This is a genomic window from Streptomyces sp. NPDC016459, assembly GCF_040632845.1.
In the GTDB taxonomy this organism is placed as follows: domain Bacteria; phylum Actinomycetota; class Actinomycetes; order Streptomycetales; family Streptomycetaceae; genus Streptomyces.
In genome coordinates this window covers 89,853-112,555 of sequence record NZ_JBEYCR010000015.1, presented here as the reverse complement: position 1 = coordinate 112,555, position 22,703 = coordinate 89,853, and the positions used below count along the sequence as shown (strand labels likewise).

Here is a 22,703-nt window from a genome sequence, read left to right as displayed (position 1 = left end):
GCGATATGAGCGAGAACACCCAGAGCCCCCGCAAGCCGCGCGTGGCCGTCGTCTTCGGCGGACGCAGCTCCGAGCACGCCATCTCCGTCGTCACGGCGGGCGCCGTCCTGAGCGCCATCGACCGGGACAAGTACGACGTGCTGCCCATCGGCATCACGACGGACGGGCGCTGGGCGCTCACCGCCGACGCCCCCGAGCGCATGGCCATCGCCGACCGCGCCCTCCCGAACGTCGCCGACCTGGCCGAGTCCGCGGAAGGCGGCGTCGTCCTCTCCGTCGACCCCGCCAACCGCGAGGTCGTCCTCACCGAGCCCGGCGCCGTGCCCAAGGCCCTCGGCGAGGTCGACGTGGTCTTCCCGATGCTCCACGGCCCGTACGGCGAGGACGGCACCCTCCAGGGCCTCCTGGAGTTCTCCGGTGTCCCCTACGTCGGCGCGGGCGTCCTCGCCTCCGCCGTCGGCCAGGACAAGGAGTACATGAAGCGGGTCTTCGTCTCCTTCGGCCTCCCGGTGGGCCCCTACGAGGTCATCCGGCCCCGCGAGTGGGAGCAGAACCCGGCCGCCGCCCGCAAGAAGATCGTCGAGTTCGCCGCCGACCACGGCTGGCCGCTCTTCGTGAAGCCGGCCCGCGGCGGTTCGTCGATGGGCATCACCAAGGTCGACGACCTCTCCGGCCTCGACGAGGCCATCGAGGAGGCCCGCCGCCACGACCCCAAGATCCTGGTCGAGTCACTGCTGCGCGGCCGTGAGATCGAGTGCGGCGTCCTGGAGTTCGAGGACGGTCCCCGCGCCAGCGTGCCGGCCGAGATCCCGCCGGTCACCGACCACGACTTCTACGACTTCGAGGCCAAGTACATCGACTCGGCCTCCGGCATCGTGCCCGCCCCGATCGGGGACGAGGCCACCGCCGAGGTGCAGCGCCTCGCCGTCGCCGCCTACGAGGCCGTCTCCTGCGAGGGCCTGGTCCGCGCGGACTTCTTCCTCACCGAGGACGGCGACTTCGTCATCAACGAGATCAACACCATGCCGGGCTTCACGCCCATCTCCATGTACCCGCGCATGTGGCAGGAGAGCGGCGTCGGCTACTCCGAGCTCGTCGACCGGCTCATCCAGGCCGCGCTGAGCCGCTCCACGGGCCTGCGCTGACCGGAGCCGAAACGGCAAGACCGTGCCCCCGCCTCTCAGAGGCTCGGCGGCACGGTCTTCCGCACGGAGGCGGCGAGATCGGCGAGCGGCGTCACATCGTGCGCGTACCGCTCGTCGAGCGTCACCTCGACGTACGCCCTGCGGTACGTGGAGGTGAGACGGGGCCCGCTGCCCTGCGGGCGCTCCACCATCCAGTTCACCCCGTCCGCCTCGATGCCCTGGGCCTTCGGATCGCTCATCTTTTCAGGCCGGGGCACTCCGCAGCGCAGTACGATCGCACCGTCACCCCATCCGGCGGTCAGCTCGGAGCCGGGCTCCGGGTCACTGCGTTCCCACCCCGCCACGGTGTCGGGAAGCTCCTTCGCCAAGGCCTGGCAGAAGGCGGCCTCCGCCGCGGAGGGAGTGGGAACCTCGACGGACGCCGCGGCGTCCGTCGAGGAACAGCCGGCGGCGGCCAGCAGGAGGACGGCGGCCGCCACAGCGGCGGGCAGGCCGAAGGGCCGGTGCGAAGACATCACCGGCCAAGCGTAGACGGGGGCTACAGATGAACGACCGGGCAGGTGAGGGTGCGCGTGATGCCGTCCACTTGCTGGACCTTGGCGACCACCATGCGGCCGAGGTCGTCGACCGTGTCCGCCTGCGCGCGCACGATCACGTCGTACGGGCCGGTCACGTCCTCGGCCTGGAGCACCCCCGGGATCTTGGAGATGGTGTCGGCGACGATCGACGCCTTGCCCACCTCGGTCTGGATGAGGATGTACGCCTGAACCACGGAACCTCCAGGGCGACCACGAGGATCTTGTGGGAGAAAGGGACGCCACGGTACCGCGTCGCCGCGGGCCACGGGGAGACCCGCGCGTCCCGGGGTGCTGCCGGGGTGGCGTACGCAGGACAGAAGTTGACGGTCTACTTGACGGTACCCAGCACGGTGACGGCCCGCGACCCGCGGCGCGCGACGACGCGCACCCGCCCGCCGGCCGGCACGAAGACACGAGGTGAGGCGCGGTGAAGGGCACAGTCGGAGAGCTGGGCGAGTTCGGGCTCATCAGAGAGCTCACGTCCCGGCTCACCTCCACCCCGGCGGTACGGGTCGGGCCCGGCGACGACGCCGCGGTCGTCTCCGCCCCCGACCGGCGCGTGGTGGCCAGCACGGACATCCTCCTCGAAGGACGTCACTTCCGGCGCGACTGGTCGACGGCGTACGACGTCGGCCGCAAGGCCGCCGCGCAGAACCTCGCCGACATCGCCGCCATGGGCGCGGTCCCGACCGCGCTCCTCCTCGGCCTCGTCGTCCCCGCCGAACTCCCCGTCACCTGGGCCACCGAACTCATGGACGGCCTCCGTGACGAATGTCAGGTCGCGGGCGCCGCGGTGGTCGGCGGCGACGTCGTCCGCGGCGACACGATCATGGTCTCCATCACCGCCCTCGGCGACCTCCGCAACCACGACCCGGTCACCCGGGGCGGTGCCCAGCCCGGCGACGTCGTCGCCTACACCGGCTGGCTCGGCTGGTCCGCCGCCGGCTACGCGGTCCTCTCCCGCGGCTTCCGCTCCCCGCGCGCCTTCGTCGAGGCCCACCGCAGGCCCGAGCCGCCGTACCACGCGGGTCCCGCCGCCGCCGGACTCGGCGCCACCGCCATGTGCGACGTCAGCGACGGCCTCATCGCCGACCTCGGCCACATCGCGGAGGCCAGCAAGGTCCGCATCGACCTGCGCTCCGGGCTCATAGACATCCCCACCCAGATGAACGACATCGGGCAGGCCGTCGGCGTCGACCCCATGCAGTGGGTGCTCACCGGGGGGGAGGACCACGCCATCGTGGCCACCTTCCCGCCGGACGTGAAGCTCCCCGCCCGCTGGAAGGTCATCGGGGAGGTCCTCCACCCCTCCGCGCTGCCGCAGGTCACCGTGGACGGCGCCCCCTGGCACACCGTGGGCGGCTGGGACCACTTCGGGGAGACCGAGTGATCTCCCGGCCCCCGCTGGTGCTCACCGTCGCCGGATCCGACTCCGGCGGCGGCGCCGGCATCCAGGCCGACCTGAAGACGATGCTCGCGCTCGGCGTCCACGGCATGAGCGTGCTCACCGCCGTCACCGCCCAGAACTCGCGCGGCGTCCAGGGCGTCTGGGAGCTGCCGGCGGAGGCCGTCCGCGCCCAGTACCGGGCCGTCGTCGACGACATCGGCGTCCAGGCGGTGAAGACCGGCATGCTCGCCACGGCGGCGCTCGTGGAGGCCGTCGCCGAACTGCTCGCGGACACCGAGGCCCCGGTGGTCGTCGACCCGGTCGGCGTCTCCAAGCACGGGGACCCGCTGCTCGCCGAGAGCGCGCTCGGCTCCGTACGGGAGAGGCTGCTGCCCCGGGCGACCGTCGCCACGCCCAACCTGGACGAGGTGGCGCAGCTCACAGGCGTGCACGTCGTGTACGAGAGCGACATGCGGGTCGCCGCCGAGGCGGTCCTGTCGTACGGACCCGAGTGGGTCCTGATCAAGGGCGGGCACCTGCCCACCGGCGCCGAGGCCGTCGACCTGCTCACGGACGGCGCCGAGGAGCACTGGCTGCGCGCCCCGCGCCACGACAACCGGCACACCCACGGGACGGGCTGCACGCTCGCCTCGGCGATCGCGGCCGGGCTCGCCGGGGGACTCGTGGTACCGGAGGCCGTACGGCAGGCCAAGGAGTACGTGACCGGGGCCATCGGCGCCGGGTTCGCCCTGGGCGCGGGCATCGGCCCGGTCGACCACGGCTGGCGGTTCAGGACCTGACGGCCCCGGGGCCGCCGGGGCCCGCTCCGGGTCCGGGTACGGCAAAAGGCCGGTTCACCTAGGTGAACCGGCCTTTCAAGGCAACCGCAGGGGCTGCGCTACGACAGAACGTCGCGATTAGCGCGAGACCTTGCCGGCCTTGATGCACGAGGTGCAGACGTTGAGCCGCTTCGGCGTCCGACCGACCACGGCACGCACGCGCTGGATGTTCGGGTTCCAGCGACGGGACGTACGGCGGTGCGAGTGCGAAATGTTGTTGCCGAAGCCCGGCCCCTTGCCGCAGACGTCGCAGTTGGCAGCCACGGGTCACTCCAAAAGCTTCAGGATTTACAGTGAATTCCGGCGCACCGGAATCAGGAGTCTGAAGTGGCTTGCCGGGGGACGGCCCGGTGTGAACCGGGCAACCGAAGCAGCATACAACGCCTGCCTCGGTGGAACGAAACTACCACGATCCGCTCGGCCCCCCTCCCGGGCCCTGGTCACGGGCAGGACACGCCGGGTCTACCCTGCGGTGAGCTCACCGCCCAAGGAGGACCCCGTTGTCGCGAGCCCTTCAGCCCTTCGAGGAACTCGTCGAGCTCGACGCGGAGGCGGTCAGGTCCTGGTGCGCGCGGACCCTGGACGCGCTCGGCCGGGAACGCGAGGAGATCGACGCGATCAACGTCTACCCCGTGGCCGACGGGGACACCGGCACCAATCTGTACCTGACGGCGGAAGCCGCCCACCAGGCCGTCGAGGCCGTCTTCGCCGCCTCCGCGCCCGACACCGCCGAGACCGTACGGGCCATGGCGCACGGCGCCCTCCTCGGGGCCCGTGGCAACTCCGGGACCATCCTCTCCCAGCTCCTGCGCGGCATGGCCGGGGTGCTCGCCGAGGGCTGTGACGGTGATCATCTCGCCCGCGCCTTCGCCGAGGCCGCGAGCGCGGCCCGACGAGCCGTCGCCCACCCCGTCGAGGGCACCATCCTCACGGTGGCCACGGCCGCGGCCGTGGCCTGCGCGGCCGGCGGCGGACTCGTGGAGGTGGCCGGGAAAGCCCACGACGGGGCCAGGACCGCCCTCGCCGCCACCTCGGGGCAGCTCGCCGTCCTCGAACGCGCCGGAGTCGTCGACGCGGGCGGCCGGGGCCTGGTCACCGTCCTCGGCGCCCTCCTTGAGACCGTCACCGGCCAGGCCCCGCCCCCGCCGGACACGGCCGCCGTCCCGTACGCCCCCCGCGAGGAGTGCCCCACCGAGGGCGGGCCCGCCTACGAGGTCATCTACCTCCTGGAGGCCGAGGAAGCCGCCGTGGAACTGCTGCGCGGCCGTCTCGACGCCCTGGGGGAGTCCCTCGTCGTCGTCGGCGGCGACGGACTGTGGAACGTCCACGTGCACGTCGACGACGCGGGCGCCGCCGTCGAGGCCGGCGTCGAGGCCGGCCGGCCGCACCGCATCCGGATCACCCACTTCGCGGCCGACACGGCCGCGACCGACGTCCGCGGCGAACGTGTCCAACGTGCCGTCGTCGCCGTCGTCCCCGGCGAGGGACTCGCCGGGCTCTGCGCCGAAGCCGGCGCGACCACCGTACGGACCAAACCCGGCGAACCGCCCGCGGGCGACGAACTCCTCGACGCGATCCGACGGGCCCACGCGCGCGAGGTCGTCCTCCTTCCCAACGACAGCGACCTGCGACAGACGGCCGTCGCCGCCGCCGAACGCGCGAGGGCCGAAGGTATCCGCGTCGCCCTCATCCCGACCCGGGCCGCCGTCCAGGGCATCGCCGCCCTCGCCGTCCACGAACCCGACCGGCGCTTCGACGAGGACGTCGTCGCCATGACGGCCGCCGCCGGCGCCACCCGCTACGCCGAACTCGCCGTCGCCGAGCACCAGTCCTTCACGTCCGCCGGCGTCTGCCAGGCGGGCGACGTCCTCGGCCTCATCGAGGGCGACGTCGCCGTCATCGGCCAGGACCTCACCGAGACGGCCCGCACGGTCCTCGACCGGATGCTGTCGGCCGGCGGCGAACTCGTCACCCTCGTCGTCGCCGACGACGCCCCGCCCGAACTCGCCCCCGACCTGGAACGGCACGTCAGGCGCGGCTACCTGGCCGTCGACACCACCACCTACCACGCGGGCGCGGGGGCCCCACCGCTGCTCATCGGCGTCGAATGACCCCGACTGTCGGTCCCGTGGTGTGCAATGGAACGCGTGCCCGCGCTCGACGAACCACTCAAGAAGTCCCTCGGCCCCGCCACCGCAAAGGTCATGGCCGAGGCGCTCGACCTGCACACGGTCGGTGACCTGCTCCACCACTACCCCCGCCGGTACGCCGAGCGGGGGGAGCTGACCACCCTCTCCGACCTGCCGCTCGACGAGCACGTCACGGTGGTCGCCCAGGTCGCCGACGCCCGTGTGCTCACCTTCAACGGCTCCAAGGGACGCGGTCAGCGCCTCGAAGTGACCATCACCGACGGCAGCGGCCGCCTCCAGCTGGTCTTCTTCGGCAAGGGCGTGCACAAGCCGCACAAGGACCTGCTGCCCGGCACCCGGGCGATGTTCGCCGGCAAGGTCTCGCTCTTCAACCGGCGCCTCCAGCTCGCCCACCCGTCGTACGAACTCCTCCGCGGCGACAGCGAGGAGGCGGTGGACACCTGGGCCGGGGCCCTCATCCCGATCTACCCGGCCACCACCAAGCTGGAGTCCTGGAAGCTCGCCAAGGCCGTCGACGCCGTGCTGCCCAGCGTCGTCGACGCCGTCGACCCGCTCCCCGACGCCCTCCGCGAAGGCCGCGGTCTGGCCGAACTCCCCGAAGCCCTGCGGCTGATCCACCGGCCCCGCACCAAGGCCGACGTCGCCACCGCGCGCGAGCGACTCAAGTGGGACGAGGCCTTCGTCCTCCAGGTCGCCCTCGCCCGCCGTAGGCACGCCGACACCCAACTCCCCGCCGTCGCCCGGCGTCCCGCCCCCGACGGCATCCTCGACGCCTTCGACGCCAAGCTCCCCTTCACCCTCACCGACGGCCAGCAGAAGGTCTCCAAGGAGATCTTCGACGACCTCGCCACCGACCACCCCATGCACCGCCTCCTCCAGGGCGAGGTCGGCTCGGGCAAGGCCCAGCCCCTCGACTCCCTCGTGCTGACGCCCGGGGGCTTCCGGAAGATGGGGGAGATCTCCGTGGGAGACGAGGTCGTGGTCCCCAGCGGGGGGATCAGCTGGGTCGACGGCGTCTTTCCCCAGGGCGAGCGGGACGTGTGGCGTCTCGTGCTGTCCGACGACACCTCCGTCGAATGCGATGACGAGCACTTGTGGATCGTCGGGACGAGCTGTGCCTGGGACCGGGGGCAGACACCGAAGGTCATGACGACGCGCGAGATCCGCGCGGACACGTTCCAAGCCAACGGCTCGTCGAAGTGGTACCTCCCCGTGGCCACCCCAGTGGACCTGTCCGACGGCACGGCACCACATCTCGACCCGTACGTGTTCGGTTTGCTGCTGGGAGACGGATCTTTCCGGCACAACCTGCGCCTCTCGACGACCGACGAGGAAATCCTGGGCGCCGTGCGCTCCGTGCTGGCTCCGGAATGCGAGGTCACCCCGGTTCCCGGCTCTCGCTGCGACTACCCCATCGGGCCGCGGGGCCCAAGGGGCGGCACACGGCGGAATCCAGTGATCAGCGTGCTGCGCGAGCTGGGTCTCTGGGGGGCCACGTCGCACGACAAGTTCCTGCCCCTCGCCTTCAAGAACACATCGGTCAAGAACCGTCTGGCGGTCCTGCAAGGACTCATGGACACGGACGGGACCGTGGACGCCCAAGGCCTGAGCGTGTCGTTCCGTTCGGCCTCCAGGCCGCTGGCCGACGACGTGGCGTGGCTGGTCCGTTCGTTGGGAGGGCGGGCCAGAGTGCTGCCGAGGAAGGCGGCGTTCCACGTCTCGATCGCGTTGCCGGACGAGTACGTCCCGTTCCGTTGCGCCCGGAAGGCCCGGCGCATGGGCCCGAGGCCGAAGTACAGCACTTTCCGACGTGCGATCCGTGCGGTCGAGTACGTCGGGCGGAAGTCGGTGCAGTGCATCAGCGTCGCCGACCAGAGTCACGCCTATGTGACCGATCACTTCACCGTGACGCACAACACGATGGTGGCCCTGCGCGCCATGCTCGCCGTCGTCGACTCCGGGGGACAGGCCGCCATGCTCGCCCCCACCGAGGTCCTCGCCCAGCAGCACCACCGCTCGGTCACCGAGATGATGGGCGAGCTCGCCGAGGGAGGGATGCTCGGCGGCGCCGAGCGGGCCACCAAGGTCGTGCTGCTCACCGGCTCCATGGGCGCCGCCGCCCGCCGGCAGGCCCTTCTCGACCTGGTCACCGGGGAGGCCGGCCTCGTCATCGGCACGCACGCGCTGATCGAGGACAAGGTCCAGTTCCACGACCTGGGCCTGGTCGTCGTCGACGAGCAGCACCGCTTCGGCGTCGAGCAGCGCGACGCCCTCCGCGGCAAGGGCAGGCAGCCCCCGCACCTCCTGGTGATGACCGCGACGCCCATCCCGCGCACGGTCGCCATGACGGTCTTCGGCGACCTGGAGACCTCCGTCCTCGACCAGCTGCCCGCCGGCCGCTCCCCGATCGCCAGCCATGTCGTCCCGGCCGCCGACAAACCGCACTTCCTCGCGCGCGCGTGGGAGCGGGTCCGCGAGGAGGTCGAGAAGGGACACCAGGCGTACGTGGTCTGCCCGCGCATCGGTGACGAGGAGGACCAGAGGAAGAAGTCCAGGGCGTCCGCCGAGGACCAGGCCGAGAAGCGCCCTCCCCTCGCCGTCCTGGACGTCGCCGAGAAGCTCCGCACGGGTCCCCTCACCGGGCTCCGGATCGCCGTCCTGCACGGCAGGATGCACCCCGACGACAAGGACGACGTGATGCGCCGCTTCGCCGCGGGCGAGCTCGACGTCCTCGTCGCCACCACCGTCATCGAGGTCGGCGTCAACGTCCCCAACGCCACCGCCATGGTGATCATGGACGCGGACCGCTTCGGCGTCTCCCAGCTCCACCAGCTCCGCGGCCGCGTCGGCCGAGGCTCCGCCCCCGGCCTCTGCCTCCTCGTCAGCGAGATGCCCGAGGCGACCCCCGCCCGCCAGCGCCTCGCCGCCGTCGCCGCCACCCTCGACGGCTTCGAACTCTCCCGCATCGACCTCGAACAGCGGCGGGAGGGCGACGTCCTCGGCCAGGCCCAGTCCGGCGTCCGCTCGTCCCTGCGGGTACTCACCGTCATCGACGACGAGGAGGTCATCACCGCCGCCCGCGAGGAGGCCACCGCCGTCGTCCTCGCCGACCCCGACCTCACCGCCCACCCCGGACTGCGCACCGCGCTCGACGCGCTGCTCGACAAGGACCGGGAGGAGTACCTGGAGAAGGGCTGACGCAGGGTGACTGAAAGGGCCATAAGCTATTGCGTACGCAATAGGTATGAAGGACGAGGACACCGATGACCCGCGTGATCGCCGGCACCGCCGGCGGGCGCCGCCTGGCCGTGCCGCCCGGCAACGGCACCCGCCCCACATCCGACCGCGCGCGCGAGGGCCTCTTCTCCACCTGGGAGGCGTTCCACGGCCTCGCCGGGGCGCGCGTGGCCGACCTGTACGCGGGCTCCGGGGCCGTCGGCCTCGAAGCGCTCTCCCGCGGCGCCGCCCACGCCCTGCTCGTCGAGGCGGACCCGCGCGCCGCGAAGACGATCCGGGACAACGTCCGGTCGATCGGTCTGCCCGGCGCCGAACTCCGTACCGGCAAAGCGGAGCAGATCGTGACGGGACCGGCGCCGGCCGACCCGTACGACCTGGTCTTCCTCGATCCGCCGTACGCCGTCGGGGACGACGATCTTCGCGAGATACTCCTCACACTCCGCTCAGGGGGCTGGCTCACGGACGACGCTCTCGTCACCGTGGAGCGCAGCACCAGAGGCGGTGAATTCGGCTGGCCGGCCGGTTTCGCACCACTGCGGGCCCGTCGTTACGGCGAGGGAACGTTTTGGTACGGTCGCGCCGCCTCTACGTGCGAAGACGCACGATGACCGGACCGGAGAGCGAGGGACCCACGTTGCGCCGCGCCGTCTGTCCGGGGTCATTCGACCCCATCACCAACGGACACCTCGACATCATCGCCCGCGCCTCCAAGCTGTACGACGTCGTACACGTCGCGGTGATGATCAACCAGTCGAAGAAGGGCCTGTTCACGGTCGACGAGCGGATCGAGCTGATCCGCGAGGTGACCGCCGACCTCGGCAACGTCCAGGTGGAGTCGTTCCACGGGCTGCTCGTCGACTTCTGCAAGCAGCGTGACATCCCCGCCATCGTCAAGGGGCTGCGCGCGGTCAGCGACTTCGACTACGAGCTGCAGATGGCCCAGATGAACAACGGCCTCACGGGCGTGGAGACCCTGTTCGTCCCCACCAACCCGACGTACAGCTTCCTCTCCTCCTCGCTGGTCAAGGAGGTCGCCGCCTGGGGCGGCGACGTCTCGCACCTCGTGCCCCCGACCGTCCTTCCCCGGCTGGCCGAGCGGCTGGCGCGGAAGTGACGCGTGGCCACCCCCGCTGACGCTCCGTCATCAGGTGTCGGACGGGCGCCGACTGCCCTTACAGTCGTCCCGTCCGTCTCCATCCAGCTGTAGAGAGTGGCGAGCACCCGGTGGACGTACAGAAGAAGCTCGACGAGATCGTCGCGACCGTGCAGGGCGCCCGCTCCATGCCCATGTCGGCATCCTGCGTGGTCAACCGGGCCGAGCTGCTCGCCCTGCTCGAAGAGGTACGGGAGGCCCTGCCCGGCTCCCTCGCCCAGGCGCAGGAGCTGATCGGCGGCCGCGAGCAGCTGGTCGAGCAGGCCCGCCAGGAGGCGGAGCGGATCATCGAGGCCGCACACGCCGAGCGGGGTTCGATCGTCTCCGACACCCAGGTCGCCCGGCAGTCGCAGGAGGAGGCCGACCGCATCCTCGCCGAGGCCCGCCGCGAGGCCGAGGAGGTCCGAGCGGAGGCCGACGACTACGTCGACTCCAAGCTCGCCAACTTCGAGGTCGTCCTCAACAAGACGATCGGCTCCGTCGACCGGGGCCGCGAGAAGCTCCTCGGCCGCGGTCCCGGACTCGACCAGGACGGGTACGTCGACCCGGACGCCCCGGAGTACAGCTCCGACCCGGGGACCCTGATCCACCGGGCCGACGAGTACGTCGACGCCAAGCTCGGCGCCTTCGAGGCCGTGCTGAGCAAGACCCTGGAGGCCGTGGGACGGGGCCGGCAGAAGCTGCACGGCCGGATCGCCTCCGACGCCCTGGGTGAGCACATGGCCGCCCAGGACGGCCTCGGCGGCGCCGTGCACACCAGCGACGCCGACTACCTGGCCGGGCTCGCGGAGCTGTCCGACCCCGAGCCGGTCCAGATCCCGGCCCAGCAGCCCCAGGCCGACCCGTACGCGGCGTACCAGCAGGTCCAGCAGCAGCCCGACCCGTACGCCGCCTACCAGCAGGTCCAGCAGCAGGACCCCTACGCGTACCAGCAGCCGCAGCAGGCCGACCCGTACGGTTACCAGCAGCAGGACCCCTACGCGTACCAGCAGCCCGTCCAGCCGCAGCAGCAGCCCGTCCAGCCGCCGCAGCAGCCCGTCCAGCAGCAGACCGCCGCGCTCGACGAGACCAGCTTCTTCGACACCGGCATGATCGACCTGGAGCAGCTGCGGCGGTACGAACAGGGGCACTAGGCCCGGATTGGGTCCTGGGCGAAGCGTCCAGTATCCTGGCTCTTCGGTCGCGCGTATCTCCGCGATCCCCGCTGCCCACGTTCCGGCAGCCTCCTCACGATGCGAAACGATCCGAAAGCAGGAAGAGCCCTGAGCACGCGCCTCGACCACCGCAACCCCCTCGTGTTCGACACACACGAGCTGGGGCGGCGTCCTGGTGCCCTCCAGAAGCTCTCCCGTTCGGTCGAGGCCCCCAGGGACCTGGGCGTCGAAGGAGTGATCGGAGTGCCCGAGGGCGCTCCGATGGACATCGATCTCCGTCTTGAGTCGGTCATGGAAGGGGTGCTCGTCACAGGCACCGCCCGTGCATCGGCCGAGGGGGAGTGCGTAAGGTGTCTGGAGCCCGTCGAGCTGGAGCTCGACGTGGACTTCCAGGAGATGTTCTCGTACCCCGACTCCGACGACCGGAGCCGCTCCAGGGCGGCCGCGGACGACGAAGCCGAGGAAGACGAGGACATGATCCCCCTCGAGGACGGCATGTTCGACCTCGAACCCGTGCTGCGTGATGCGGTGGTGCTCGCACTTCCGATGCAGCCGGTGTGCCGGGAGGACTGTGCAGGCCTGTGTTCCCAGTGCGGAACCAACCTGAACGAGAACCCGGACCACCACCACGACGTCGCCGACATTCGGTGGGCGGCACTGCAGGGACTCGCCGGTTCGCTGGGAACCGATGAGAAGGACAACATGAGCGGCAAGGCCTCTGACGGGGACGTCCGAAGCGCCGCCGAGAAGCAGGAGAAGTAGCCGTGGCTGTTCCGAAGCGGAAGATGTCGCGCAGCAACACGCGCCACCGCCGGTCGCAGTGGAAGGCTGCGGTCCCCACCCTGGTTTCGTGTGAGCGTTGCCAGGAGCCGAAGCTCCAGCACATCGCGTGCCCGAGCTGCGGCACCTACAACAAGCGCCAGGTCCTCTCGGTCTGATTGGGCTGGTGAGAGGCGCAATGTCTGAGTCCCGCAAGACGGACGACAAGACGGACCATGCCTCGTCCCACACGCTTCTGGAAGGGCGGCTCGGCTACAAGCTCGAGTCCGCCCTTCTGGTGCGTGCGCTGACCCACCGTTCGTACGCGTACGAGAACGGCGGTCTGCCCACCAACGAGCGGCTGGAGTTCCTCGGGGACTCCGTGCTCGGCCTGGTGGTCACGGACACGCTGTACCGGACCCACCCCGACCTGCCGGAAGGCCAGCTGGCCAAACTGCGGGCCGCGGTGGTCAACTCGCGTGCGCTGGCGGACGTGGGGCGCGAACTCGAACTCGGCTCCTTCATCCGGCTCGGCCGGGGCGAAGAGGGCACGGGCGGCCGGGACAAGGCGTCCATCCTCGCCGACACGCTTGAAGCGGTGATCGGCGCGGTCTATCTCGACCAGGGCCTCGACGCGGCGTCCGAGCTGGTGCACCGGCTCTTCGACCCGCTGATCGAGAAGTCCTCGAACCTCGGTGCGGGCCTGGACTGGAAGACCAGTCTCCAGGAGCTCACCGCGGCCGAGGGTCTGGGCGTGCCGGAGTACCTCGTCTCCGAAGAGGGCCCCGACCACGAGAAGACCTTCACTGCTGCCGCCCGCGTCGGTGGTGTCTCGTACGGCACCGGCACCGGCCGCAGCAAGAAGGAAGCGGAACAGCAGGCGGCGGAGTCCGCGTGGCGCGAGATTCGCGCCGCCGCGGACGAACGCGCGGCGGCGGCGAAGGTCGTGGCCGAGGCGGGAACGGGAGAGGTCGCCGACCCCTCTCCGACCGTCCACGGGGCGTCGGCCTGACGGCCCGCACCCCCGATCGCTTCCCGAGAACCCCGCCCCCGGGCGGGGTTCTCGCATGTCCGGAGGGCCCGTACGTCCGGAGGGTCCCCATGTCCGGAGGGCCCGCATGTCCGAAGGGCCCGCATGTCCGAAGGGCCCGAATGTCCGGAGGGCCCGTACGTCCGGAGGGTCCCCATGTCCGGAGGGCCCGTACGTCCGTCGGTGGACGGCCGGTAGGGTTGAGGCGCTGTCGAAGACGTCCGTCCGGAGGAGTCCCGTGCCCGAGCTGCCCGAGGTCGAGGTCGTACGGCGCGGTCTCGAGCGCTGGATCGCCGGACGGACCGTGACCGAGGTCGAGGTGCTCCACCCGAGGGCCGTACGGCGACACCTCGCGGGCGGCGCCGACTTCGCGGCCCGGCTGGAGGGGCAGCGGTTCGAGGTGGCGCGGCGACGCGGCAAGTACCTCTGGCTGCCGCTGGCCGGCACGGGCACGTCCGTTCTCGGACACCTCGGAATGAGCGGGCAACTGCTCGTCCAGCCGGAGAAGGCCCTCGACGAGAAGCACCTGCGGATCCGGATCCGCTTCGACGACGCCGCCGGCACCGAGCTCCGCTTCGTCGACCAGCGCACCTTCGGCGGGCTCTCGGTCCACGACCAGACCCCCGACGGGCTGCCGGACGTCATCGGGCACATCGCCCGCGACCCACTGGACCCCGAGTTCGACGACGCCGTCTTCCACAGCGCGCTGCGCCTGCGCCGTACGACCGTCAAGCGGGCGCTCCTCGACCAGTCCCTGATCAGCGGCGTCGGGAACATCTACGCCGACGAGGCGCTCTGGCGGTCCCGGCTGCACTACGACCGGCCGGCCGGGACGCTGACGCGACCGCGTTCGGCCGAGCTCCTCGGGCACGTCAGGGACGTGATGAACGAGGCGCTCGCGGTCGGCGGCACCAGCTTCGACAGCCTGTACGTGAACGTCAACGGCGAGTCGGGCTACTTCGACCGCTCCCTCGACGCCTACGGGCGCGAGGACGAGCCCTGCCGACGCTGCGGTACGCCGCTGCGGCGGCGGCCGTGGATGAACCGGTCCAGCTACTTCTGCCCGCGCTGTCAGCGGGCGCCACGCGTGACGCCGTAGCGGCGGGGAGGACGACGTGTGCCGGGGGCGAGGCTGAGGGCGAGGCTCGGGTCAGCGCACGGGTTCGGGCTCAGCCTGACGTCCAGCCTCATGCCCAGCGTCAGGCTCAGGCTCAGGCGGTGACCGGAGCGGCGCGCTCCGCGTCGTACCTCTCCCGGGCCGCCTCGACCTGGGGCATCCGCCCCTCCACCAGCTCGATCAGGCCGATCAGGCGCTCCGCGACCTCGCGGCCGAGCGGGGTGAGCCGGTAGTCGACCCGGGGCGGGTTGGTGGGCTGCGCCTCGCGATGGACGAGGCCGTCGCGCTCCAGGGCGTGCAGGGTCTGCGACAGCATCTTCTCGCTCACGCCGTCGATCCGCCGCCGCAGCTCGTTGAAGCGGAACGTCCCGTCGTACAGCGCTCCGAGCGTCAGGCTGCCCCAGCGGCCCGTCACATGCTCGAGCGTCCCGCGTGAGGGGCAGGCCCGCGCGAACACGTCATAGGCGAGGTCGTCGGTCATGCCTTCCACCGTACTCGCCCACAGTGCTCACTTCCAGGGTGCGCTGTCGACCGGTAAGCGCTATCGATGAGTGGGTGCTCCGTCGGCTTCGTGCGGGCTCAGTAGCCGAAGTTCTGGGTCCACCAGGGGCCGCCGTCGCCGAAGTGGACGCCGACGCCCAGGGTCGTGAAGTCGCAGTTCAGGATGTTGGCGCGGTGACCGTCGCTGTTCATCCAGGACTCCATCACGGCCGCCGCGTCCGCCTGGCCGCGGGCTATGTTCTCGCCGCCCAGGCCCGAGACGCCAGCCTTCTGTGCGCGCGCCCACGGCGTGTCGCCGTCGGGGTCGGTGTGGTCGAAGAAGCCGCGGGCCGCCATGTCGGAGCTGTACGCCCCGGCCAGTGCCGCCAGCTGGGCACTCGCGCTCATGGCGGAGCAGCCCACCTTGACGCGCTCGGCATTGACCAGGCGGAGCACCTCGGCCTCGGCGGCATCGGCCCGGTCGGCGGTGGACGGGGCCGAGGTCTTCTCGACCGGGGCCTCGGTCGTCGGGTCCGGCTTCGGCACGGGCGCCTTCGTGGAGGGCGCGGTGGTGACCCTCGGCGTCGCGGGCGCGGTCCGCGCGGGCTTGGGGGCCTTGGTGACCTTCGGGGTCACCGGCTTCGGGGGGGTCGCCTTCGTCGGGGTCGGCTTCGGTGTGACCTTCGGCGTCGCCTCGGGGGCCGGCTTCGTGGACGGGGTGGCCGACGGCGTGGCCGCCCTGCCGCTGGCCGTACCCGTGCTCGTTCCCCTACGCGGGCCCGTGGCGCTGCCCGTGGACGACTCGCCCGCCGGGGTCTGAGTGGCCCCGCCCTGCGTGGTCAGCTCCGGGGCCTGCCGGGACTGGCTCGGCCGCTCGGTCGTGCCGGCGCTGCCGACCGTGAAGGTGTCCCCGCCGGGGAGCAGGCCGGTGGCGACGGCGACCGCGCCCATGGCGACGGCGGCGGAGGCGCCGAACAGACCCGTGCGCACGGGCCCGCGCCGCTTGCGGCGGGCACCCCGGTGCAGGCGGTCCGGGCCGGCCGCGTACTCTTCTGCGGCGGGCGCGGCTCCGGCGCGACGGTGGCGTCCCATCTGCTCTGCCTTCCTCTGCTGGTCCTGCTGGCGCTTGCGGATCTTTGCTGATCTTTGCTGTCGGTACCGTTTCGGGCCGACAGTCGAACAGCGCGCGCCCGAACGGGTGAGGCGTGTTCGGTCGGGACTGTAGTCCATGCGCGACGGGGGCGAAGTGCTTCTCCGGCAATCAGCCCGCTAGCGTGCAGCCATGAACGACGACGTACGGATGACCGCCTGGGTACGCGGCCGGGTACAGGGAGTGGGCTTCCGCTGGTTCACCAGGGCAAACGCTTTGGAGATCGGCGGCCTGGTGGGCTTCGCCCTGAATCTCGACGACGGCCGTGTGCAGGTGGTGGCCGAAGGGACGCGTGAGAATTGCCACCGTCTCCTCGCCTGGCTCCACTCCGACGACACACCCGGGCGCGTGGACGGCGTCACTGAGATCTGGGCCACGCCGCGCGGCGGTTACGACGGCTTCGCCATCCGCTGAGGGTCCCGGGCGGCGACCCCCGTACGGTGACCGAGAGGGGCGTCGGGCGGACGGGTGGTAACAGGCGTCCGACAAGGAAATCGCCTGGTGGTTGCCAAGAAGCGCCCGTCGTGGAAGGGTTCCAGGTAAGGACGATCGTGACGCCCTGAGGCGCCGAGTCTGCGAGGCCCCGCCGCCCCTGAGCGGCCCCGGTCTCCTCGGCCGCCCCTGTGAACGGGGCGTGATCGTGTTGACCGTCAAACTTTTTGGTGAGACTCTGGAAGCCCCGCGCACCTTAACTGTTCGGCAGTGGAACCGGCACCACAAGCAGTACTGCCGAGCACCGCGGGTGCGAATCCCTCACGACCCAACCGCATTCGGTCGGTCACTCATTGTGGAGGACCATCCATCATGGCAAAGGCGCTTCTCGGTTACGTCGGCGGCTCCGACCCGCGACTCCTCGCCGAGATGCGACGGCTTCAGCAGCGCGTCCAGGACCTCGAATCCGAGCTGGTACGGATCCAGTCCGAGAACGACTCGCTCGCCGCGGCCGTCGCTCATCACCAGGGAGAGTCGCTGCTGAACAGCATCGACCTCGACGTACCCCAGGCGGAGCCTGCGCTCACCTGACAACCCAGCCCCGAGGGGCCAGGTGGGAAACACGCACGCCGGCACGGCGGACTGGGACACCCAGCCCGGCACAGCTGGATCTGCAAGGGGCGCTTCGGCGTCCCTTCTTTCTTTCACCTGTCGTTCCCCCCACGTCCCACCCCTCTCCACCGAGGATCTGCCCTGCACCTTCCCGGGTGAAACGCACGGGCCCCGGTAGAGTCCTCGGGGTGCACCTCAAGGCCCTGACCCTCCGCGGATTCAAGTCGTTCGCATCGGCCACCACCCTGCGGTTCGAACCAGGAATCACCTGTGTCGTGGGCCCCAACGGATCGGGCAAGTCCAACGTCGTGGACGCCCTCTCCTGGGTCATGGGGGAGCAGGGCGCCAAGTCGCTGCGCGGCGGCAAGATGGAGGACGTCATCTTCGCCGGCACGACCGGGCGCCCGCCGCTCGGCCGCGCCGAGGTCTCCCTCACCATCGACAACTCCGACGGCGCGCTGCCCATCGACTACGCCGAGGTCACCCTCACCCGGATCATGTTCCGCGGCGGCAGCAGCGAGTACCAGATCAACGGCGACACCTGCCGGCTGCTCGACTTCCAGGACCTGCTCTCCGACTCCGGCATCGGACGCGAGATGCACGTCATCGTCGGACAGGGACAACTCGACTCCGTGCTGCACGCCGACCCGATGGGCCGCCGCGCCTTCATCGAGGAGGCCGCCGGCGTCCTCAAGCACCGCAAGCGCAAGGAGAAGGCGCTGCGGAAGCTCGACGCGATGCAGGCCAACCTCGCGCGCGTGCAGGATCTCGCCGACGAACTCCGCCGTCAGCTCAAGCCCCTCGGCCGGCAGGCCGCCGTCGCCCGCCGTGCCGTCGTCATCCAGGCCGACCTGCGCGACGCACGGCTCCGCCTCCTCGCCGACGACCTCGTCCACCTCCAGCGGGCCCTCACGGCCGAGGTCGCCGACGAAGCGGCCCTCCTCGCCCGCAAGGAGGCCACCGCGACCGAGCTGCGCGCCGCGCTCGCCCGGGAGGCGGAGCTCGAAGCGGAGGCCCGCGCCCTCGTGCCCCGCCTGGAGCGCGCCCAGCAGACCTGGTACGACCTGTCCCAGCTCGCCGAGCGCGTCCGCGGCACCGTCTCCCTCGCCGGCGCGCGCGTGAAGAGCGCCACCGCCGCGCCCACCGACGAGCGCCGCGGCCGCGACCCGGAGGACCTGGAGCGGGAGGCGGCCCGCGTCCGCGAGCAGGAGGCGGAACTGGAAGTCGCCCTGGAAGCGGCCGAGCGTGCCCTTGAGGACACCGTCGCCCACCGCGCCCGGCTCGAACAGGAGCTGGCGGCCGAGGAGCGCCGCCTCAAGGACCTCACCCGCGCCCTCGCCGACCGGCGCGAGGGCCTCGCCCGCCTCCACGGCCAGGTCAACGCGGCCCGCTCGCGCGCCGCCTCCGCCCAGGCCGAGATCGACCGGCTCGCCGCCACCCGCGACGAGGCGGGGGAGCGGGCGGCCACCGCCCAGGAGGAGTACGAACGGCTCCGGACGGAGGTCGAGGCACTCGACGCGGCCGACACCGCCGAGGCGGAGCGCCACGAGGCCGCCCGTCGCGAGCTGACCGAGGCCGAGGCCGTGCTCGGCGCCGCCCGCGAGGCCGCCGACACGGCGGAGCGCAGCCGTGCCGCGACCCGGGCCCGGCACGACACCCTCGCCCTCGGACTGCGCCGCAAGGACGGCACGGGCGCGCTGCTCAGTGCGGGACTCGGCGGAGTCCTCGGCCCGGCGGCCGAACTCCTCACCATCACCCCCGGGTACGAGATCCCCGTCGCCACCGCCCTCGGCGCCGCCGCCGACGCGGTCGCCGCCACCGGACCCTCCGCCGCCGTCGAAGCCCTCCGGCTGCTGCGCAAACAGGACGCGGGCCGCGCCTCCCTGCTCCTGACCGGAGCCCCCGAACCGGAGCCCCGCCCGGCGGCCGCAGGACATCCGTACGCGGCCGACCTCGTGCGGGGACCCGCCGAACTGATGGGGGCCGTCAGCAGGTTGCTCGCCGGAGTCGTGGTGGTCGGGGACCTGGACGAGGCCGCCGAGCTGGTCAGGAGCCGGCCCGCGCTGACCGCCGTCACCGCCGAGGGCGACCTGCTCGGGGCGCACTTCGCGCGGGGAGGCTCAGCGGGTGCCCCGAGCCTCCTCGAAGTCCAGGCCTCGGTGGCCGAGGCCGCCGCCGAGCTCGACGAACTGAGCGTGCGGTGCGAGGCGTTGGCCACGGCCAGGCGCGAGGCCGACGAGCGCCGCCGTACCGCCGCCGCACTCGTCGAGGAACTCGACACCCGCCGCCGTACCGCCGAGCGCGAGAAGTCGGCCGTCGCCAAGGAACTCGGGCGGCTCGCCGGGCAGTCCAGGGCGGCGGCGGGGGAGGCCGAGCGGACCGCGGCCGCGGCCGCCCGCGCCCAGGAGGCCCTGGAGAAGGCGACCGCGGAGGCGGAGGAACTCGCCGAACGGCTCCTCGTGGCCCAGGAGGCCGCCGACTTCGCGGACGGCGGGGACGAGGAACCCGACACCGCCGCCCGCGACCGCCTCGCGATCGACGGCTCCCACGCGCGCCAGGCCGAGATGGAGGCGCGGCTCCAGGTCCGTACCCACGAGGAGCGGGTCAAGGCGCTCGCCGGGCGGGCCGACTCGCTCGACCGGGCTGCCCGCGCCGAACGGGACGCACGCGCGCGTGCCGAGCAGCGACGGGCCCGGCTGCGCCACGAGGAGCGGGTCGCGGGCGCCGTCGCCGCCGGCGCCCGGAGCCTGCTGGCCCATGTCGAGGTCTCACTGGTCCGCGCCGAGCGGGAGCGGGTGGCGGCCCAGGCGGCCCGCGCCGACCGGGAGGAAGGCCTGACGGCCGCCCGGACCCGGGGCCGTGATCTCAAGGCCGAGCTCGACAAGCTGACCGACTCCGTCCACCGGGGCGAGGTGCTCGGCGCCGAGAAGCGGTTGCGGATCGAGCAGCTCGAGGCGAAGGCCCTGGAGGAGTTCGGTGTGGAGACCGGTGACCTGGTCGCCGAGTACGGCCCGGAGCAGCCCGTACCCCCGTCGCCCACCGTCGAGGGGGCCGAGGAGGCGGACGGCACGGATGCCCCGCCGCGCCCCTTCATCCGTTCGGAGCAGGAGAGGCGGCTCAGGGCAGCCGAGCGGGCCTACCACCAGCTCGGCAAGGTCAATCCGCTGGCCCTCGAGGAGTTCGCGGCTTTGGAGGAGCGCCACCGCTTCCTGTCCGAGCAGCTGGAGGACCTGAAGAAGACCCGTACCGACCTGCTTCAGGTCGTGAAGGAGGTCGACCTCCGGGTCGAGCAGGTCTTCACCGAGGCGTACCGGGACACGGCCCGTGAGTTCGAGGGTGTCTTCTCGCGGCTCTTCCCGGGCGGCGAGGGCCGGCTGATCCTCACCGATCCGGAGAACATGCTCACCACGGGCGTCGAGGTGGAGGCCCGGCCGCCGGGCAAGAAGGTCAAGCGGCTCTCGCTGCTCTCGGGAGGAGAGCGCTCCCTCACGGCCGTGGCGCTGCTCGTGTCGATCTTCAAGGCGCGGCCGAGCCCGTTCTACGTGATGGACGAGGTCGAGGCGGCGCTCGACGACACCAACCTCCAGCGGCTGATCCGGATCATGCGGGAACTCCAGGAGTCCTCACAGCTGATCGTGATCACGCACCAGAAGCGGACGATGGAGGTCGCGGACGCGCTCTACGGCGTTTCCATGCAGGGCGACGGGGTATCCAAGGTCATCAGCCAGCGACTGCGCTAGGACTGTCCGTTCAAGTGTTGAACTCAATAGGCCCCCTCGCGCTCTTAAAGTCACACGACTTCGCCTATTGACTTCGAAACTTGAAGACATAGTCTCTGCAACGTTGCTTTTGCCTTCGGTGGTGGGCGGCGTGATGTTGTGCGCCACTGGAAGGGCTTTCCCCCCACCGAGGAGTCCATGTGACCAACACCGCGCAGGCGCCCACGCCGCCGCCTTCCGAAGGCCGAGCCGCCCACCCGGACCACCTCGGCCACGTCATCTTCATCACGGCATCCGCGGCGATGGGCGGCTTCCTCTTCGGCTACGACAGCTCCGTCATCAACGGCGCCGTCGAGGCGATCCGGGACCGCTACGACATCGGCTCCGGCACCCTCGCCCAGGTCATCGCCGTCGCCCTGATCGGCTGCGCCATCGGCGCCGCCACCGCCGGCCGGATCGCCGACCGCATCGGCCGCATCCGCTGCATGCAGATCTCCGCCGTGCTGTTCGCGGTCAGCGCCGTGGGCTCCGCCCTCCCCTTCGCCCTCTGGGACCTGGCGCTCTGGCGGGTCATCGGCGGCTTCGCCATCGGCATGGCCTCCGTGATCGGCCCCGCCTACATCGCCGAGGTCGCCCCCGCCGCGTACCGCGGCCGCCTCGGCTCCTTCCAGCAGGCCGCGATCGTCATCGGCATCGCCATCTCCCAGCTGGTCAACTACGGCATCCTCCAGCTCGCCGACGGCGACCAGCGCGGTGAGATCGGCGGTCTGGAGGCCTGGCAGTGGATGCTCGGCGTCATGGTCGTGCCCGCCGTCCTGTACGGCATGCTCTCCTTCGCCATCCCCGAGTCCCCGCGCTTCCTGATCTCCGTCGGGAAGACCGACCGGGCCAAGGAGGTGCTCGCCGAAGTCGAGGGCCACGGCGTCGACCTCGACCGCCGCGTCGCCGAGATCGACCGCGCCATGCGCAGCGAGCACAAGTCCACCTTCCAGGACCTCCTCGCCACCGGCGCCCGCTTCAAGCTGCTGCCCATCGTCTGGGTCGGCATCGGACTCTCCGTCTTCCAGCAGCTCGTCGGCATCAACGTCGCCTTCTACTACTCGGCGACGCTCTGGCAGTCCGTCGGCATCGACCCGTCGAGCTCGTTCTTCTACTCGTTCACCACGTCGATCATCAACATCATCGGCACCGTCATCGCGATGGTCCTGGTCGACCGGGTCGGCCGCAGGCCGCTCGCCCTCGTCGGCTCCATCGGTATGGCGATCGCCCTCGCGTTCGAGGCCTGGGCCTTCTCCGCCGACCTCGTCGACGGCAAGCTCCCCGAGACCCAGGGCGTCGTGGCGCTCGTCGCCGCCCACGTCTTCGTGCTCTTCTTCGCCCTCTCGTGGGGCGTGGTGGTCTGGGTCTTCCTCGGTGAGATGTTCCCCAACCGGATCCGCGCCGCCGCCCTCGGCGTCGCCGCCTCCGCCCAGTGGATCGCCAACTGGGCCATCACCGCCAGCTTCCCGTCCCTCGCGGACTGGAACCTGTCGGGCACCTACATCATCTACACGGTCTTCGCCGTGCTCTCGATCCCCTTCGTGCTCAAGTACGTCAAGGAGACCAAGGGCAAGGCGTTGGAGGAGATGGGCTGACCCCCGCTGCCCCGCTCCTCATCCACGGAACTGCCCCGGCCCGAGGCCCACGCCTCGCGCCGGGGCAGTACGCCGTCGTCCTGGCATCCCGCCGCGCAGAGGATCCGGAGGAAGTCCCCCCGCGAGG

Annotated in this window: 21 protein-coding genes; 16 read left to right on the top strand and 5 right to left on the bottom strand. The window is 71.5% G+C overall.

Annotated elements, in window-relative coordinates; translation table 11 throughout:
* Positions 1-5: 5 nt before the first annotated feature.
* Positions 6-1,145, top strand: coding sequence for a D-alanine--D-alanine ligase family protein (locus ABZ567_RS27570; RefSeq protein WP_360794551.1), 1,140 nt, complete (start codon positions 6-8; stop codon positions 1,143-1,145).
* 35 nt (positions 1,146-1,180) lie between these two features.
* Here the strand turns inward: ABZ567_RS27570 and ABZ567_RS27565 are convergent, their stop codons facing one another.
* Positions 1,181-1,660, bottom strand: coding sequence for a DUF3515 domain-containing protein (locus ABZ567_RS27565; RefSeq protein WP_360794549.1), 480 nt, complete (start codon positions 1,658-1,660; stop codon positions 1,181-1,183).
* A gap of 23 nt (positions 1,661-1,683) precedes the next feature.
* The gene (locus tag ABZ567_RS27560) at positions 1,684-1,917 is read right to left on the bottom strand and encodes an Lrp/AsnC ligand binding domain-containing protein (protein WP_030551081.1); all 234 of its coding nucleotides are present in this window, start codon (positions 1,915-1,917) and stop codon (positions 1,684-1,686) included.
* Between the two features lie 233 nt (positions 1,918-2,150).
* Here ABZ567_RS27560 and ABZ567_RS27555 point away from each other — a divergent pair, with 233 nt between their 5' ends.
* Complete coding sequence (locus ABZ567_RS27555; RefSeq protein ID WP_360794547.1) at positions 2,151-3,113, top strand: thiamine-phosphate kinase; 963 nt, start codon at positions 2,151-2,153, stop codon at positions 3,111-3,113.
* Positions 3,110-3,910, top strand: coding sequence for a bifunctional hydroxymethylpyrimidine kinase/phosphomethylpyrimidine kinase (gene thiD / locus ABZ567_RS27550; RefSeq protein WP_360794545.1), 801 nt, complete (start codon positions 3,110-3,112; stop codon positions 3,908-3,910). The genes ABZ567_RS27555 and thiD overlap by 4 nt, the downstream gene beginning before the upstream one ends.
* A 117-nt stretch (positions 3,911-4,027) precedes the next feature.
* Here thiD and rpmB read toward each other — a convergent pair whose 3' ends face one another.
* Positions 4,028-4,213 (bottom strand): 50S ribosomal protein L28, encoded by a 186-nt coding sequence (gene rpmB / locus ABZ567_RS27545; protein ID WP_003957616.1) that lies wholly within the window; start codon positions 4,211-4,213, stop codon positions 4,028-4,030.
* Positions 4,214-4,449: 236 nt separating this feature from the next.
* On the opposite strand from rpmB, the gene ABZ567_RS27540 reads away from it, so the two are divergent.
* The 9 genes from ABZ567_RS27540 (at position 4,450) to mutM (ending at position 14,531) form a co-directional block, all read left to right on the top strand.
* Positions 4,450-6,060 carry a DAK2 domain-containing protein gene (locus ABZ567_RS27540; RefSeq protein ID WP_360794543.1) on the top strand — a complete coding sequence of 537 codons (1,611 nt, stop codon included), beginning with the start codon at positions 4,450-4,452 and terminating at the stop codon, positions 6,058-6,060.
* A 27-nt stretch (positions 6,061-6,087) separates the two neighbouring features.
* Positions 6,088-9,297: a helicase-related protein gene (locus tag ABZ567_RS27535; protein ID WP_360794541.1), complete on the top strand. Its 3,210-nt coding sequence runs from the start codon at positions 6,088-6,090 to the stop codon at positions 9,295-9,297.
* 65 nt (positions 9,298-9,362) lie between these two features.
* The gene (gene rsmD, locus ABZ567_RS27530) at positions 9,363-9,944 is read left to right on the top strand and encodes a 16S rRNA (guanine(966)-N(2))-methyltransferase RsmD (RefSeq protein ID WP_360794539.1); all 582 of its coding nucleotides are present in this window, start codon (positions 9,363-9,365) and stop codon (positions 9,942-9,944) included.
* A gap of 26 nt (positions 9,945-9,970) precedes the next feature.
* Positions 9,971-10,450, top strand: coding sequence for a pantetheine-phosphate adenylyltransferase (coaD, locus tag ABZ567_RS27525; protein ID WP_360794591.1), 480 nt, complete (start codon positions 9,971-9,973; stop codon positions 10,448-10,450).
* A gap of 110 nt (positions 10,451-10,560) precedes the next feature.
* Complete coding sequence (locus ABZ567_RS27520; RefSeq protein ID WP_360794537.1) at positions 10,561-11,622, top strand: ATP synthase F0 subunit B; 1,062 nt, start codon at positions 10,561-10,563, stop codon at positions 11,620-11,622.
* A gap of 99 nt (positions 11,623-11,721) precedes the next feature.
* Positions 11,722-12,405, top strand: coding sequence for a DUF177 domain-containing protein (locus ABZ567_RS27515; protein WP_360794535.1), 684 nt, complete (start codon positions 11,722-11,724; stop codon positions 12,403-12,405).
* 2 nt (positions 12,406-12,407) lie between these two features.
* Positions 12,408-12,581, top strand: a complete 174-nt coding sequence (gene rpmF, locus ABZ567_RS27510) for a 50S ribosomal protein L32 (RefSeq protein WP_015036448.1) — start codon at positions 12,408-12,410, stop codon at positions 12,579-12,581.
* A gap of 20 nt (positions 12,582-12,601) precedes the next feature.
* Positions 12,602-13,414 carry a ribonuclease III gene (gene rnc, locus ABZ567_RS27505; protein ID WP_360794533.1) on the top strand — a complete coding sequence of 271 codons (813 nt, stop codon included), beginning with the start codon at positions 12,602-12,604 and terminating at the stop codon, positions 13,412-13,414.
* A 256-nt stretch (positions 13,415-13,670) separates the two neighbouring features.
* Positions 13,671-14,531 (top strand): bifunctional DNA-formamidopyrimidine glycosylase/DNA-(apurinic or apyrimidinic site) lyase, encoded by an 861-nt coding sequence (mutM, locus tag ABZ567_RS27500; RefSeq protein WP_360794531.1) that lies wholly within the window; start codon positions 13,671-13,673, stop codon positions 14,529-14,531.
* Positions 14,532-14,643: 112 nt separating this feature from the next.
* On the opposite strand, the gene ABZ567_RS27495 is transcribed toward mutM, so the two are convergent.
* Together ABZ567_RS27495 and ABZ567_RS27490 are read right to left on the bottom strand one after the other, a co-directional pair.
* Positions 14,644-15,030, bottom strand: coding sequence for a helix-turn-helix domain-containing protein (locus ABZ567_RS27495; protein ID WP_360794529.1), 387 nt, complete (start codon positions 15,028-15,030; stop codon positions 14,644-14,646).
* 98 nt (positions 15,031-15,128) lie between these two features.
* Complete coding sequence (locus ABZ567_RS27490; RefSeq protein WP_360794527.1) at positions 15,129-16,121, bottom strand: CAP domain-containing protein; 993 nt, start codon at positions 16,119-16,121, stop codon at positions 15,129-15,131.
* 190 nt (positions 16,122-16,311) lie between these two features.
* Here ABZ567_RS27490 and ABZ567_RS27485 point away from each other — a divergent pair, with 190 nt between their 5' ends.
* The 4 genes from ABZ567_RS27485 (at position 16,312) to ABZ567_RS27470 (ending at position 22,576) form a co-directional block, all read left to right on the top strand.
* Positions 16,312-16,593 carry an acylphosphatase gene (locus ABZ567_RS27485; RefSeq protein ID WP_360794525.1) on the top strand — a complete coding sequence of 94 codons (282 nt, stop codon included), beginning with the start codon at positions 16,312-16,314 and terminating at the stop codon, positions 16,591-16,593.
* A gap of 390 nt (positions 16,594-16,983) precedes the next feature.
* Positions 16,984-17,202 carry a hypothetical protein gene (locus tag ABZ567_RS27480; RefSeq protein WP_360794523.1) on the top strand — a complete coding sequence of 73 codons (219 nt, stop codon included), beginning with the start codon at positions 16,984-16,986 and terminating at the stop codon, positions 17,200-17,202.
* Positions 17,203-17,411: 209 nt separating this feature from the next.
* Positions 17,412-20,963 carry a chromosome segregation protein SMC gene (gene smc / locus ABZ567_RS27475; protein ID WP_360794521.1) on the top strand — a complete coding sequence of 1,184 codons (3,552 nt, stop codon included), beginning with the start codon at positions 17,412-17,414 and terminating at the stop codon, positions 20,961-20,963.
* A 179-nt stretch (positions 20,964-21,142) separates the two neighbouring features.
* Positions 21,143-22,576 (top strand): sugar porter family MFS transporter, encoded by a 1,434-nt coding sequence (locus ABZ567_RS27470; protein ID WP_360794519.1) that lies wholly within the window; start codon positions 21,143-21,145, stop codon positions 22,574-22,576.
* The last annotated feature ends 127 nt before the right edge of the window (positions 22,577-22,703 follow it).